Consider the following 13,988-nt stretch of genomic DNA (forward strand, 5'->3'; position numbering starts at 1 on the left):
TGTGTATTGGTACAGCATTGAGAATTTAATTGCTAACATTTATGACAGGATTTTCTTCAAATCAAATCGTTGAATTCAAAAGTTTTGCTTGGAATAATTGTTGGTGTTCTGGCAGGCGCACTAGGAATAGTTGCATTTTCCGGCTCGCAAATTTTCAATGATGTCACAAAGGGAGGCCTAGGAACACTATCTCCAGACCCGATCACCGTTCAGCCAATCCAGGTTGAGCTCGCCAAGCTAGAGGTATTGTCGGTCACAGAAGAAGAGGCACAGATCGAAGTCGACTTTATAATAACAAATCCGAACTTCAAGTCCGTCATGCTCCAGGTAATCAAGTTTGATCTGTATGCTGGAGACAAGCGAGTAACAATTGCACAAATTGGAGATAGGCCGGAAGGCGCAATACTCGGCTCTAATTATTACACAATCCTTAATACAGCACCACAGATAATCGGAGAGACAATCATAATCAAGAACACAGGAAACGACCCTGAATTCTGGTCTGCACTGCAAAACAACTCTGTGTCATGGAAAATAATTGGCGAGGCCAACTTTAACCTAAGCTCAATGACTTCGGGACACGAAAACGTTATTCCATTTGAGTTTGTTCCATAGGATATTTTACTTTAGAAGAACATACCTTTAGTATGACTATGCAACAATCAAGCTAATCTAAGATCGTATTCTGTAAATAATCCAGCACACGCTCCGGAATTTCTACTAAATTTGGCAAAAACCTTGACCGGTAAAAGGCAACACTCCAAAGCTAAGCCAAAAGATTTCCCAACCTGAAAAAATAATCATCCAACAAAAGGGAGAATGCATGGAAGCCAAATAACAAAAACTGCTCCTGCGAGAAATGATAAACTCTTCAGCCAGGAGCTTGACGAGCTCGACTCTACCATTGCAGAACTAAAGGGAAGGCAAATAGTATCATAAAATTCAAAAATTATGATATTTTGCCTTTATGAAAAAATTTTTGGCAAAATTATATAAGATTTGAGCTCAGATTCCAAGCAAATGGCAGAAGCAAGTCTAGCAGCATTTGGCTCAGTAGTAGGCGTCTTTATTGCTCTAGCAGTTGTGTTATTCGCACTGCGCGGCAAGGGACACAAAGAGTCACTAGAATAAGATCAATAGATCTTTTTTTACTTATTTTTAGAACCGAACAATTCAGAAATTGTTATCTGTTTTCCTTCACGCTTTTTGATGTAACAGCGCTCATAATATTGGCAGCTTGAACATTCTGTAGACGGCTCCAGAATTGGAACTTTTTTGTCAGAAATCAAATTAGAAAAGACACGGACTCGTCGAATCACTTCTTCAAACATTTTCTTTTCTCGATACAATGCAAACGAGGTCTCCATCCCATCACCAGTCATGTATACAATGACGCCTTCAATTTTATCAAAAATCCACATGCAACCATTCAAATACAAAACATCAGATGCGCTTGGGTTTTCCGGTGACTCTTTTACTGTCTTGAATATTATGACAATGTCATCTACTATCATATCTGCTTGTCCTTTGAGCCTAATCTCATCTATAGCAAATTCACCAAGCTTGGCGCCATAGGGAAGCTTGCGAATCAATCCTCCTAGAACTCGGTCAAACTCCTTTCCAAGTGTCTTCATTGCATCAAATCTATCAAAATAAGATCTTCTCATGCAGCGTGTAACTTCGTGTAAAAATATCTCGTTTTTATTGGCAGGTTCTGAGATTTGCTGTATTGATTCTTTTGCTATTACATCAAGTGCTGAATTGATAGTCTGCTTGTAGTCTTTATCACCCATCATGGTATTATCACCTAACTTAGAATCCCAGTGAGTTTTTTGGATATTCTATCAGAGAATGCTAATGTAAAAAAATGCAGGCCAAACCCAACTATTGCCCCTATTGCCAAATTTCCAGTACCAAAATAAATTCCCAAAAATACCGCCAAAGCCGGAATTGTCAAAGCCAGTGCCAAAAATGTACTGACCCAAACTGTATTGACTTGGGTTTCAATGCTAATGTCTTGCTTTTTTTTGTTCAGTCGAATCAATGGTAGGCTTGGCTCCTCTTTCAATATATGTCTTGAAAAAAGACTATTTTTCCTGCTCTGTTATGAGGCGGGCCATTATTGTCTGGGCGTCTATTTTCTGCTCCACGGCAAATGCAATTGCAGCAATATTTCTAACCTCATATGCAGTCAACTTTGTAATTCCGACAATTGTTGAAAACTTGAACATCTTTGTAAAAGATCGGTTCACTGCACGAAATATGGCCATCTCAAAGTTGTGCTCAAGTTCAGACACTACATCCAGTTCGTTTTCGGTTTGGGGAATCAGGTTCCGGTATCTACTAGCTGCAAGCTCGTCCATTACTCCCCTGACAGAATCTGCTGAAATCATTTTTCCAATTAGATCTCTTGGCACAGATGATGTGTGTGTTACAATCAGGTCCTTGATTTGTTCTTCATCAATGTTCCAGAACTTGCCTCGAAGTATGCTCATGACATTGTAAAAGTCAATATCCATCCCGACTAACTTTATGAGATCCTTATCTTTCGAGTTCTTAATTGCCTTGCCTAATTGTTTGTACAAAATCTTATCCAAGAACACATCAAACACCTGAATGTTCTTTTTGTCATTGTAAATTGCAACTGCCCTCGCAGTCTCCTCGCCAAACTCGATCGTTGCAAGGCTTGCTACTGCTTCTTCGAGGTCTTTGGCAACTAGGGACTTTACCACCACATCCCTTTGCTTGATCAGCTCTTCTGCATGCAAGTTCAGGTATGGCTCTATTTCCTCTTGGGTCTTACCTAACGCCTTTCCCTTGAGAATCATCTTGAGGTTGGAAATTATGAATTTCAAGTAGTATACATCTAAAATGTCCGAGTCGCCGGCAGTCTTGGCAATCGAATAATGAATGTCTGCCAGCTTGCTTCTGAGGGCAGACTCTATTTTTGCTGCTGTGTATGACTTTGTTACCTTGGATACAGAGTCTGCATATTTTGTGTTCTTTATTCTAGTGATCAGCTCATCCAGATCTCTGGATTCTGCCAGAGTCTGCAGTTCTGCCTTTGATAGTAGCTTGCCTCTCTGGCTAAATGACTTTACTGTGGCATAAACTCGTTTAGACTTACTAAAGCCCATATTTTTGCCCCCTGTGTAATGGATTTTAATGTTTGGAGCTGTTTTTTTGTAATTTTTTACCGATCAGTGAATTTCTTTGAGGAATGATAGTGTTTTTTCCTTTTGCTGCTTTGGCATGTTCATAAATGACTCTAGGAACTCTTTTTGGATCAAAATTACCTCATCAGAGACTGCCATGAATCGTACTTTCTCAAAGGGAAACAAATCCGAGAACTTGCCGTCACAAAATGCCTTGACATAGCTTCTAAACAAGGAATAGACAAATCTTGGTGCAAATTTTGCCAGTATCTGGATTTCATCGCTGAACTCTCCATCTATTTTGGACTGGACAAAAAATTTCTCTAGGATCTTCTCACGACCTATTATCTCATCAAGTGAAATTGCTATTAACATTCCTCGTTGCGTAAGTCGGTAAAATGGAATTCCTTTTTCCTGCAATGCCTTTGGGCCGCGCCTCAGTGGCAATCGCCCAACCTCTTCCACTATGTTTAGCGGAATCAGAATTTCATCAAGGTCGCGAAATATGCCGGAATAGATGTTCTTCCAAACTGTATTGTTTTCTTTTGCAATTCTTTGGGCTATGGCAGTTCGCGTCATTTGAGCCGGATTGTTTTCTATTGCCAATATGGCTATGATTGCTCGCTGTCTTGTTGCCTCGCCAGTAAGTTCTCCTTTTTTTGTCTTGAATGTCTCAAATATCCCTAGTTTTGGTTCCATCTTAGCCATACTTTATAACATAATCCTTTGATTTTATGATATTATCATAAAATTAATCTATTTAACAATTTACATTTTTTGAGCCTAAAACTTCTCTACGCTTAAATAATTTTCACCTTTCAAACCACCAATGAAGAACAGGAATCACAAGTATGCTCTATTACTTGTGATAGCAGTTGCCGCAACTTCGACAGGCGTACTGTCGACAGCTTATGCACAACAGATCGATGATGGCATGGATGGCTATCTAGTCAGAGGTACCGGTATTGATACTGGTAACCCAGCAGAGTGCTGGTATGAAACAGAACCAGGCTCTGGAACATTTGCCCCATGCATGATCGACAACGGCGACACCGCTTGGATACTAACTGCAACATCATTGGTCTTATTCATGACCCCAGGTGTTGCATTCTTCTACGGCGGTCTGGCAAGATCAAAGAACATGGTAAACGTACTAGGCATGACACTAGTTGTAATGGGTCTAATCTCAGTACAATGGGTGTTGTGGGGATACTCTCTAGCGTTTGGTCCAGTGAACCAAGATTCAAACCTATACATGGGTTCACTAGATTATGTTGGATTCAACAAAGTATCTCACGTTGCACCTCTGGGTTCACCAGCAGCGTGTACTGACCAAGTTTACTATACTCTGAGGTCGCCATATGTTGTAAGCTCGGATGTAAAATGTAGCGCAATTTGGCCTGGAACAATTCCGCACCAACTCTTTGCAATATTCCAAGCAACTTTCGCAATCATCACTCCAGCACTAGTCATAGGCGGTATTATTGACAGAATCAAGTTCAGCGCATTCGTTGTCTTTATCCTGCTATGGGCAACCTTTGTCTATGATCCAGTAGCACACTGGGTTTGGGGCGGAGGTTTCATCTTTGCAGGCAAGCTAGACATGAATCCTGATTTGGCGCCGGCGGTGGCACTTGACTATGCAGGTGGTACTGTAGTTCACATTACCTCTGGATTCTCAGCTTTGGCTGGAGCCCTAGTCTTGGGAAGACGACTTGGATATGGCAAGGTTCCAATGGAACCACACAACATTCCAATGGTTGTCCTAGGAACAGGTATGCTCTGGTTTGGTTGGTTTGGATTCAACGGAGGTTCTGGACTAGCAGCAGACGGAATTGCAACATCAGCATGGGTTGTAACAAACACCGCAACAGGTATGGCAGCACTAACATGGATGTTAATGGCATGGGCCCACACGGGTAAGCCAAGTGTTGTCGGTACAGCATCAGGTGCAGTTGCAGGACTAGTCACTATCACACCGGCAGCCGGTTTTGTTGGACCAATGGCAGCATTGATCATTGGTATTGCAGCAGGAACTGTTTGTTATGGTTGTGTTTCATTCAAGAACTCTCGCAAATGGGACGATGCACTCGACGTTTGGGGAATACACGGAATGGGTGGTTTCACAGGCGCAGTTTTGACCGGAACCCTTGCAAGCCCACACATCTGGGATACAGGTTTTGGAATTGGCGCATGGACTGGAACACCAGAAGGCTATGAGCAACAAGCTATCAACATAATGGGCGCTCTGATATCGGCAGGCTATGCGTTTGGCGTAACTATTGTCATCCTAAAAGTAATGGATGCAGTATGGCCAGGCGGAATTCGAGTCACTCCAAAAGAGGAAGAAATCGGATTAGATCTAGCCCAGCACGGCGAAAGAGCATACGTAAACGAGTAAAAAACTCAAAAACCCTCTCTTTTCCTTTTGTTTTCAAAATAGATTTAATGGATATTGGATTTAGCTGAGCTGTGTTAATATCGGCTGCAGATCTGGCAAAAGAATTACAAAACCAAAATCTGATTCTAATTGATGCACGTTCTTACAAAGAATATTCACAGGGACATATTCCCGGTGCAGTGAATCTGGACCTATTTGCGTATCACTGGTTTGACACAACACCGCAGGGAATGCATATTTTCAACGAGCAAACAAAAAAACTTTTTTCGTTTGTTGGTGTAACCCTCTCAAAGAAAATAATATTCTATGATGATGTCTCTGGAATGCTTGCAGCACGTGGTGTTTGGATGCTGATGTATTTTTCACACCAAAATGTCTTCATGCTTGATGGTGGAATAAAAAAATGGCAAGCAGACGGATTTGAACTAGAAACAAAAACAAATGGATTTTCTCCATCAAACTTTGATGGCAAGCCAAATCTGCAAATCATTGCAGACTATGAACATGTAATGCAAAACATTGGCCAGTCTATACTAATTGATGCGCGCACCAAAGAAGAATTCACGGGTGATGTTATTCGTGGCGCAAGGCGTGGCCACATTCCTGGAGCAATCAATATTGATTTTTCTGCAAACATCTCTGAAGATGGCACAATAAAAAATGAAAAACAGCTGGAAGAACTATACAAAATTCCAAAAGATGAGCAAATCATCACGTATTGTCAGGGTGCATATAGAGCAGCAAATTCATTTTTGGCTCTAAAAAAACTCGGTTTTACGAAAATCAAAGTTTATCTTGGCTCTTGGGGCGAATGGTCAAACAGAACCGAATTGCCAGTAGAGTAAGTTATTTTTTCTTCCAGATTAGCTGGTTGTAGAGTAATTCTGGCACAATTTGCTTGAATGGCTGAGCGCCTCCATCATACCACTTGGTAAAGAATTCGTACAAGTGCAATCTCAAGGACTGGATGTACACAATTAGTCCTTCAATCATCATAATTCCCAAGTTTCCGCCAACAATTAGTGCTATTGCTCCGGGTGATGACCAACCTCCCATAGAATTGAATGAATTATTCACAGTAAGTAAAAGTGCTGCGTGCACAAGCAGCATGATTCCGATTCGTGCATAACTGATTGTGTGTGCAAGACATTCTACTGTCTTTCCAAGCAATACTTCCATGAGTACGTTAGCTGGACTTCCACCGTCTTCTGGGTGGTGTTTTGCATGCAAGATTCCGCCAACCATCATTGCCCCAATAGAGCCTATGACTACGATTGCCGCAATTCTTGTGATGATCCAAACTTGTGCCCAATCTCCTAGGAAAATTGTAACCCATGGGACAACTTCGGTGTGCGAGCGAGAATACATGTTCATGACGTCATAGTTGGCGCCTATTGCGCACATCATGATTACTACAATTCCACCGTACATTGTTAAGTTAGGAACTGCTTCCAAATATGCAGTAAGCTTGTTGCCTGACTTGTAGAGTTTTCTAATGTGCAAGATGAATGCCAGAACTAAGTGAATTATTCCAAGAAATATCGAAACCTTGAGTATGTTGATGACTTGCTCAAAGTTCAGCTCTGCAACGCTTAGAATTCCAACCAGCCATGACACAGAATGTAGTGGTCCGCCTTCTTCTAACAGTCCCTCAAATGGACTTAGGTGATCAAGATGGAAACCAAACGCCTCTCCTGCGCCTACGCCGGCAATGGCAGACGATGCACCGGAGATTGCAATTAGCATACCCCATCTGGAAAGGACTCCCTGCCCTTTAATCTTGAATAATAATCCCATTAACATGAGCAAAATACCATGGCCTGCGTCTGCGAACATTATCCCGTAGAATATTGGCCACATAATCGAGATCAGCGGTGTTGGGTCTACCTCCCCTCTCTTTGGAATCCCCTGACTCTGCGTGATTACCTCGAAGGTCTTGACCCATCTTGGATTCTGAAATAGTGTCGGCGTACCTTGGATTGTCTTTGGATCCCTGATTTCCTCAATAACTGACATCCATTGTTTGGTGATTTCTTTGAATTTGCCTTCCATCGATCTTGGAATGTAGCCCTGAATTGCGGCAAACCTCTTTGTTCCTGCTGGCTTGCGCAGGGTTTCCAGAATTTCCTTTGCAATTCTTGCCTTTTCGTGCAATGAGAGCAGGTCTCTTCTACTCTTTACTTTGACTGTAGCAATTTGCTTGTCTAATGCGGAAATTTTCTTTTCCAGTTCTCTAATCTTTGAATCTGCCAAAGAATATGCATGGCTTGGAACTTGTGGGAAAGCCGCAGGAATTGTAAATGGATTTGTGTTAAAACTTCTAAATATTCTAAAAACCTTGTCGGTGTCTTGCACTGTTGAAATGACAATGACTCCCGCCTTGTCCTTGCTTGCAAGATCATACTTGTATAGCGTTACTCCGTCAAGTGATTTTGCTATTTCGTTATAGTCTGATGATTCTATTATGAAGAGATTTGTGTTAAAGTACTTCATTGTGCCCAGGCCTGATAAGTCCACATTTAGGTTTCTGAGAACCTCTAGCGTCTCCTTTAATGTGCTGTATTCAGTAAGAGATTTTGTGAGCTCGGCATGTTCCTCGAGGAGAGACCTCGGAGAGTCAATTACACTAGGGCTGGACTTTTCCAAATCATTTAGGAGATTTTCGATATCATCCAGCTCGTATTCCTTCTTTTTGATCACCGTTCCCTTGAAGAGGATCTCTAAAATTCCCACAATTGGCGGAACTTGCAGCTCCTTGACAATATCATCAACTGACTGGTAAATTTTCTGCGCTCTTAGCAAAAGGTCGTCTATTTCTGGTGTCACCACATCATTTTCAGAATCTATTTTGTGAAACCACTCAAATTCGGCCAACCGCGAAACCGCTTTTGGCGACTCGGATCTAGGCAAAATTACACTTCCTAAAATTAGATCGGCTACTACCAAGACAATTATCTGCCCAAAAGTCGTTTTTAAAATCTTTCCAAGGAAGCAGATCACAAACATTAAAATCCAATTTATAGAAAAATCCTACTATGTCTTCTGGACAAAACTTAGACAAAACAATCGACAAAGTCCTAACCGAGGCAGAAAATGAGATCGTAAACAGCCTCAAAAAATCACTCTCAGAAGCACAGCACACCCTAGATTCTAACCAGTCTGTCTTGGAGCAAGAATATGAAAACATCCTTGCAGAGGGCAAAAAAGAGGCGGAAAAACTGGAAAAACAAATCATCGGAAACGCAGATCTCAGTGCGAGAAACGCACAACTTGTCCTAGTCGAAGAATCCGTCCAAAAAGTATTCCATAAGGCCATTGAAAAAATCAAAGAGTCAAGCCATGGAGCATCTTATTCAAAATTAATTACAAAATTAATACAGGAATCTGTTGATGTTTTGGGAACATCAAACATTGTTGTTCAGACAAGCAAGAAAGACAGCGACGTTGTAAAATCAACACTAGCCAAATTCTCCGGCGCAACACTGTCCGAAAATACAATCGAGTGCCTCGGAGGAGTCTTGGCGAAAACAAAGGACGGTCTCACTAAATTTGATAACACGATCGATTCGAGAATCGATCGCATGAAGCCTTTAATAAGGAAAGATATTGCATCAAAATTCGGAAGGTAAAAGGAATGGTAGCAAAGGGTAGAATTGTTTGGGTTAGTGGTCCTGCAGTAAAAGCAGACGGCATGTCTGATGCAAAAATGTACGAGACAGTTTCTGTCGGCGATGCAAAACTAATCGGCGAAGTAATTCGTCTTACAGGAGATGTAGCATTTATCCAAGTTTACGAATCAACCAGCGGCCTAAAACCGGGCGAACCAGTAGTAGGTACTGGTAATCCACTTAGCGTTTTGCTAGGTCCAGGTATCATTGGCCAAATCTACGATGGAATCCAGAGGCCGCTAAAAGATCTAGCAGAAAAATCTGGCTCTTTTATTGGCAGAGGAATTACCACCACCCCAGTTGATATGAATAAAAAATACAAGTTTACACCAAAAGTCAAAGTAGGAGACACTGTGCAGCCAGGAAGTATAATTGGCTCTGTGCAGGAAACCGACCTAATCGAACATGGTATAATGGTTCCGCCAGACCATGCTGGAGGCAAAATTACAAAGATTGTTAGCGAAGGCACTTATGATTTAGAAACAGAACTTGCAACTACTGATAATGGCAAGACACCGATTAAGATGTATCATTACTGGCCAGTAAGAAAGCCAAGACCGTACAAATCAAGATACGATCCAACCATCCCACTACTGACTGGTCAAAGAGTAATTGATACGTTCTTTCCAATTGCAAAGGGCGGAACAGGTTCAATTCCTGGAGCATTTGGTACTGGAAAAACCGTAACACTGCACCAAATTGCAAAGTGGGCAGACTCTCAAGTTGTTGTGTATATAGGATGCGGAGAGCGAGGAAACGAAATGACCGAAGTACTTGTTGAATTTCCACACCTCAAAGACCCAAGAACCGGAAAACCACTCATGGACAGAACTGTCCTTGTCGCAAACACCAGTAACATGCCAGTGGCTGCAAGAGAGGCAAGCATCTACACCGGAGTAACAATTGCTGAATATTATCGAGACATGGGCAAGGACGTTGTCCTTGTAGCAGATTCCACATCAAGATGGGCAGAAGCGCTAAGAGAGATGAGTGGAAGACTCGAAGAAATGCCAGCAGAAGAAGGCTATCCATCATATCTAGCATCTAGATTAGCAGAATTTTACGAAAGAGCAGGACGTGTCCGAGCACAAGGAAGCCCAGACAGGGACGGCTCTGTTACTCTGATTGGTGCAGTATCTCCATCTGGTGGAGACTTTACAGAACCTGTCACTACACATACAATGAGATTCATCAAAACTTTCTGGGCACTAGATGCAAAACTAGCATACTCGCGTCACTATCCATCAATTAACTGGATGAACAGCTATTCTGGATATTTAGCAGACATTGGAAAATGGTGGGGAGATAATGTATCAAAGGACTGGTTTGAGCTAAGACGTGAAGCATATGGAATCCTCCAAAGAGAAGATACACTAAAAGAAATTGTCAGACTCTTAGGTCCTGAAGCACTGCCAGACGAGGAAAAACTAATTCTCGAAGTAGCAAGAATGGCGAAGATTGGAATTCTGCAGCAAAACTCTTTTGATGATGTAGACACCTACTGCAGTCCACAAAAACAATTCAAGCTCTTAACACTAATAGTTGACTTTTACAGAAAAGGCCAAGCCGCACTTAGGGAGGGTGCATCACTTGCAGACATTAGAGCAATGCCAGTAATTGCAACACTGCTCAAAGCAAGAATGGAAGTAAAAGAAGACGAACTTGCAAAACTGGATGCACTGTCCAGTGCAATAGAATCTGAATTCAAGAACATTTCTGGAGTAAAGGTCTCAGCATGAGCGCACAAGGTGGAGTCCAGTATTCAAAAATTGCAGAGATCAAAGGACCATTAGTAATTGTTGATGGAGTGGAAAGTGTTGCTTTCGATGAGCTAGTTGAAATTCAGACTACAGACGGACAGAGAAGACTAGGAAAAGTACTCGAAGTAGGAAACAAAAAAGCAATTGTTCAAGTATTTGAGGGAACAACAGGACTTTCAGTTTCTGGAACCAGCGCAAAGTTCGCTGGCAAAGTTATGGAAATGCCAGTATCTGAACAGGTCTTGGGTAGAGTCTTTGACGGCCTAGGCAGACCAATCGACGAACTGCCAGACCCAATCGCAGAAAAATTCATTGACATCAACGGCGCACCAATGAACCCAGAACAAAGAGAATATCCTCGAGATTTCATTCAAACAGGTGTATCAGTAATTGACGGAATGTTAACACTAGTCAGAGGCCAAAAACTTCCAATCTTTTCCGGTTCTGGCATGTCACATAATATTTTGGCAGCACAAATTGCAAGACAAGCAGCAGTGGTTGGAACATCCGATGAATTCGCAGTAGTCTTTGCAGCAATCGGCGTCCAATATTCAGAGGCAGAATATTTCAGACGAAGCCTCGAAGAATCTGGTGCACTCAAACGTAGTGTATTATTTTTGAATCTAGCAGATGATCCTGCAATTGAGAGAATCATCACACCAAGAGTAGCACTAACAGTAGCAGAATACCTAGCATATGACCTTGGAATGCACGTACTAGTAATTCTAACAGACATGACAAACTATGCAGAAGCACTAAGAGAAATCAGTGCAGCAAGAGAAGAAGTGCCGGGAAGAAAAGGTTATCCTGGATATCTTTACACTGATCTGTCCACAATCTATGAGAGAGCTGGAAGACTGCGAGACAAAAAGGGTAGTGTAACTCAGATGCCAATTTTGACCATGCCATCAGACGATATCACTCATCCAATCCCAGACCTTACTGGCTACATCACAGAGGGACAAATTGTATTGGGCCGTGACTTGTTCCGACAAGGAGTTTATCCGCCAGTAAACATTTTGATGAGTCTGTCACGAATCATGAAGGACGGAATCGGTGAAGGCAGAACAAGAGGGGACCACCAAGAAATTTCCAATCAAAACTATGATGCTTATTCTCGTGCACAAGAAGTCCGAGCACTGGCAGGAATTGTCGGAAAAGCAGGTCTCACAGGTGTGGACCTCAAATATCTCGAAGTAGGTGACGGATTTGAAAAAGAATTTCTCACACAGGAAGTGGATGAGAATCGAACCATTGAGGAAACACTAGGACTCCAGTGGAAAGTAGTGTCATTATTACCAAAGAACGAGCTAACCAAAGTTAAAGACAAGTTTATCGACCAATATTACAAGGAACGATAGTTAAATGTCGTTTGGCCAAAATGTTGCAGCAACAAAAATTGAGTTGCTCAAATACAAGCGTTCAAGCCAAGTCGCATCAATGGTGCAAAAAATTCTTGACGATAAAAGAAAGGTCTTGCTAAAAAACATAGAAGAAATGATTACAGAAGCTAACAAGGCTCGTGGTGGAATCTGGGAGCCACTACAAGATGTCTACAAATCAGTAAACGATGCTTATTTGTCGCTTGGCACTGCAACTGTAGATTCTGTAGCACAATCTACTCCGGCAGTAATGGAAGTGGACACCAAGGTAAAGCGAGTAGTAGATGTTACAATCCCAACATTAAACGTTACAGAAAAAGACACAAAATCAATGCCTTATGGATTTGCAGACACTAACTCTTCAATAGACAGAGCAGCAAAGCAGATCAAGGTTTTATTGCCAAAAATCTGCAAGGCGGCTGAATATGAGAATTCCATCTTTGCTCTTGCAAAGGCGCTAGAAAAGACGCAAAAACTCCTAAATGCACTAGAAAACGTCATAATTCCGCAGTACAGGCTACGAATCAAGTTCATCTTGTCCACACTTGAAGAAAGGGAACGGGAAGAATTCGCAAGACTAAAAAAAGTCAAGGCAGCAATGGAGAAGAAGAAGTAAAATGGCAAACGAAGAAATCAAAAGACTGGTCAAGGAATCTGTAGACAAGCTGCACAAGCAATGCTCAGACGATGTCTCTTCGATCAATGAGATCTTATCCTCTTTCAAAAAGAAAACATTGTCAAAAATTTAGTGATAGATCGAGTGATGATTTAAATATGGAGCGAATTGCAGCGATAATGAAAATGAAACCAATAGGATATGTGTTCATTGCAACATTGGCAATATCAATTTCAGGATTAACTGGAGTTGCATTTGCAGCTGAAGGCGAAAATACAACACAATCATCTGGCAACGACTTAAAGTTGTTAAGTGCAGCTATTGCATTTGCTTTTGCTGCATTTGGTGCAGGCATTGGTCTTGGCCAAGTCGGCGCGGCTGGATTAGCAGTTATCAGTGAAAATCCAGGACTTCAATCCAAAGTGTTCATCTTCGTAGGAATGGTCGAGTCAATCGCAATCTACGGAATTGTCATGATGTTCATTATCTTGGGACAATAAACCCAAAAAATTCTTTGTTTTACGTATATTTCAGCTGGTTTACGTCCAAAATTCTTGCGCAATACTTGCATTTTAGCACAAGGCCGGTCTTGTCGATTACTTCCATAACTGATTCAATGTCTTCTTTGCTGTTTGTGATGCAGTCTGGGTTTGAGCAGCGAAATATCTTTTCAATTTTGTTTGGCAGCGTGACCCGACGCTTTTCTACCAGCTTATAGTCCTTGATTATGTTGATTGTTGCCTTGGGCGATATTACTGCAAGCTTGTTGGTATCGGAGTCTTGGAGGTATCGATTTTCTACTTTGATGATGTCTTTTTTGCTATATTTTCCGCTTGGAACATTGAGTGCTACCGTTATGACGTCGCCTTCCTGCCCAGAGATGCCCATTGCCTCTAACACCTTGAGACCCTTGCCTCCCTCAATATGATCAATAACTGTACCGTCCTTTATTCGGCGAACAATGAGATTTGATTCCTGCATCAGAATACTTTGTATACTAACCAGT

Annotated in this window: 14 protein-coding genes; 8 read left to right on the top strand and 6 right to left on the bottom strand. The window is 41.7% G+C overall.

Annotated features, from left to right (window positions below; genetic code table 11):
- The first annotated feature begins 69 nt into the window (after positions 1-69).
- The gene (locus tag FJ354_02515; protein ID MBM3905542.1) at positions 70-615 is read left to right on the top strand and encodes a hypothetical protein; all 546 of its coding nucleotides are present in this window, start codon (positions 70-72) and stop codon (positions 613-615) included.
- A 533-nt stretch (positions 616-1,148) separates the two neighbouring features.
- Here FJ354_02515 and FJ354_02520 read toward each other — a convergent pair.
- From FJ354_02520 to FJ354_02535, 4 genes are all read right to left on the bottom strand, one after another.
- Positions 1,149-1,796 carry a Dna2/Cas4 domain-containing protein gene (locus FJ354_02520; GenBank protein ID MBM3905543.1) on the bottom strand — a complete coding sequence of 216 codons (648 nt, stop codon included), beginning with the start codon at positions 1,794-1,796 and terminating at the stop codon, positions 1,149-1,151.
- An 11-nt stretch (positions 1,797-1,807) separates the two neighbouring features.
- Positions 1,808-2,044, bottom strand: coding sequence for a hypothetical protein (locus FJ354_02525; protein MBM3905544.1), 237 nt, complete (start codon positions 2,042-2,044; stop codon positions 1,808-1,810).
- A 43-nt stretch (positions 2,045-2,087) separates the two neighbouring features.
- On the bottom strand, positions 2,088-3,137 hold the full coding sequence (locus FJ354_02530) for a V-type ATPase subunit (protein ID MBM3905545.1): 1,050 nt from the start codon (positions 3,135-3,137) through the stop codon (positions 2,088-2,090).
- Between the two features lie 63 nt (positions 3,138-3,200).
- Positions 3,201-3,863 carry a hypothetical protein gene (locus FJ354_02535; protein ID MBM3905546.1) on the bottom strand — a complete coding sequence of 221 codons (663 nt, stop codon included), beginning with the start codon at positions 3,861-3,863 and terminating at the stop codon, positions 3,201-3,203.
- Positions 3,864-3,984: 121 nt separating this feature from the next.
- Between FJ354_02535 and FJ354_02540 the strand changes: the two genes are divergently transcribed.
- A complete protein-coding gene (locus FJ354_02540) occupies positions 3,985-5,556 on the top strand; it encodes an ammonium transporter (GenBank protein ID MBM3905547.1) in 1,572 nt (523 codons plus the stop codon).
- Positions 5,557-5,627: 71 nt separating this feature from the next.
- The gene (locus tag FJ354_02545) at positions 5,628-6,401 is read left to right on the top strand and encodes a sulfurtransferase (protein MBM3905548.1); all 774 of its coding nucleotides are present in this window, start codon (positions 5,628-5,630) and stop codon (positions 6,399-6,401) included.
- Between the two features lies 1 nt (position 6,402).
- Here FJ354_02545 and FJ354_02550 read toward each other — a convergent pair whose 3' ends face one another.
- Positions 6,403-8,502, bottom strand: coding sequence for an ATPase (locus tag FJ354_02550; GenBank protein ID MBM3905549.1), 2,100 nt, complete (start codon positions 8,500-8,502; stop codon positions 6,403-6,405).
- A gap of 89 nt (positions 8,503-8,591) precedes the next feature.
- On the opposite strand from FJ354_02550, the gene FJ354_02555 reads away from it, so the two are divergent.
- The 5 genes from FJ354_02555 to FJ354_02575 all read left to right on the top strand — a co-directional run bounded on the left by FJ354_02555 (position 8,592) and on the right by FJ354_02575 (position 13,482).
- Positions 8,592-9,185 (top strand): V-type ATP synthase subunit E, encoded by a 594-nt coding sequence (locus FJ354_02555; protein MBM3905550.1) that lies wholly within the window; start codon positions 8,592-8,594, stop codon positions 9,183-9,185.
- Between the two features lie 5 nt (positions 9,186-9,190).
- The gene (locus FJ354_02560) at positions 9,191-10,963 is read left to right on the top strand and encodes a V-type ATP synthase subunit A (protein MBM3905551.1); all 1,773 of its coding nucleotides are present in this window, start codon (positions 9,191-9,193) and stop codon (positions 10,961-10,963) included.
- Complete coding sequence (locus FJ354_02565; GenBank protein MBM3905552.1) at positions 10,960-12,345, top strand: V-type ATP synthase subunit B; 1,386 nt, start codon at positions 10,960-10,962, stop codon at positions 12,343-12,345. Before FJ354_02560 ends, FJ354_02565 begins: the two co-directional genes overlap by 4 nt.
- 4 nt (positions 12,346-12,349) lie before the next feature.
- Positions 12,350-12,982, top strand: a complete 633-nt coding sequence (locus FJ354_02570) for a V-type ATP synthase subunit D (protein MBM3905553.1) — start codon at positions 12,350-12,352, stop codon at positions 12,980-12,982.
- 185 nt (positions 12,983-13,167) lie between these two features.
- Entirely contained in the window at positions 13,168-13,482 is a 315-nt protein-coding gene (locus FJ354_02575; GenBank protein ID MBM3905554.1) for an ATPase, read from the top strand.
- 19 nt (positions 13,483-13,501) lie between these two features.
- Here FJ354_02575 and FJ354_02580 read toward each other — a convergent pair whose 3' ends face one another.
- Positions 13,502-13,963 (bottom strand): aspartate carbamoyltransferase regulatory subunit, encoded by a 462-nt coding sequence (locus FJ354_02580; protein MBM3905555.1) that lies wholly within the window; start codon positions 13,961-13,963, stop codon positions 13,502-13,504.
- Positions 13,964-13,988 lie beyond the last annotated feature (25 nt).

The organism is Nitrososphaerota archaeon (assembly GCA_016872055.1).
Classification (GTDB): domain Archaea; phylum Thermoproteota; class Nitrososphaeria; order Nitrososphaerales; family Nitrosopumilaceae; genus Nitrosotenuis.

What these genes read in the sequence shown, in the direction of transcription:
- FJ354_02520 (MBM3905543.1), bottom strand. Translation starts at nt 1,796, where the DNA reads ATGATGGGTGATAAAGACTACAAGCAGACTATCAATTCAGCACTTGAT.
- FJ354_02530 (MBM3905545.1), bottom strand. Translation starts at nt 3,137, where the DNA reads ATGGGCTTTAGTAAGTCTAAACGAGTTTATGCCACAGTAAAGTCATTT.
- FJ354_02535 (MBM3905546.1), bottom strand. Translation starts at nt 3,863, where the DNA reads ATGGCTAAGATGGAACCAAAACTAGGGATATTTGAGACATTCAAGACA.
- FJ354_02540 (MBM3905547.1), top strand. Translation starts at nt 3,985, where the DNA reads ATGAAGAACAGGAATCACAAGTATGCTCTATTACTTGTGATAGCAGTT.
- FJ354_02555 (MBM3905550.1), top strand. Translation starts at nt 8,592, where the DNA reads ATGTCTTCTGGACAAAACTTAGACAAAACAATCGACAAAGTCCTAACC.
- FJ354_02560 (MBM3905551.1), top strand. Translation starts at nt 9,191, where the DNA reads ATGGTAGCAAAGGGTAGAATTGTTTGGGTTAGTGGTCCTGCAGTAAAA.
- FJ354_02565 (MBM3905552.1), top strand. Translation starts at nt 10,960, where the DNA reads ATGAGCGCACAAGGTGGAGTCCAGTATTCAAAAATTGCAGAGATCAAA.
- FJ354_02570 (MBM3905553.1), top strand. Translation starts at nt 12,350, where the DNA reads ATGTCGTTTGGCCAAAATGTTGCAGCAACAAAAATTGAGTTGCTCAAA.
- FJ354_02575 (MBM3905554.1), top strand. Translation starts at nt 13,168, where the DNA reads ATGAAACCAATAGGATATGTGTTCATTGCAACATTGGCAATATCAATT.
- FJ354_02580 (MBM3905555.1), bottom strand. Translation starts at nt 13,963, where the DNA reads ATGCAGGAATCAAATCTCATTGTTCGCCGAATAAAGGACGGTACAGTT.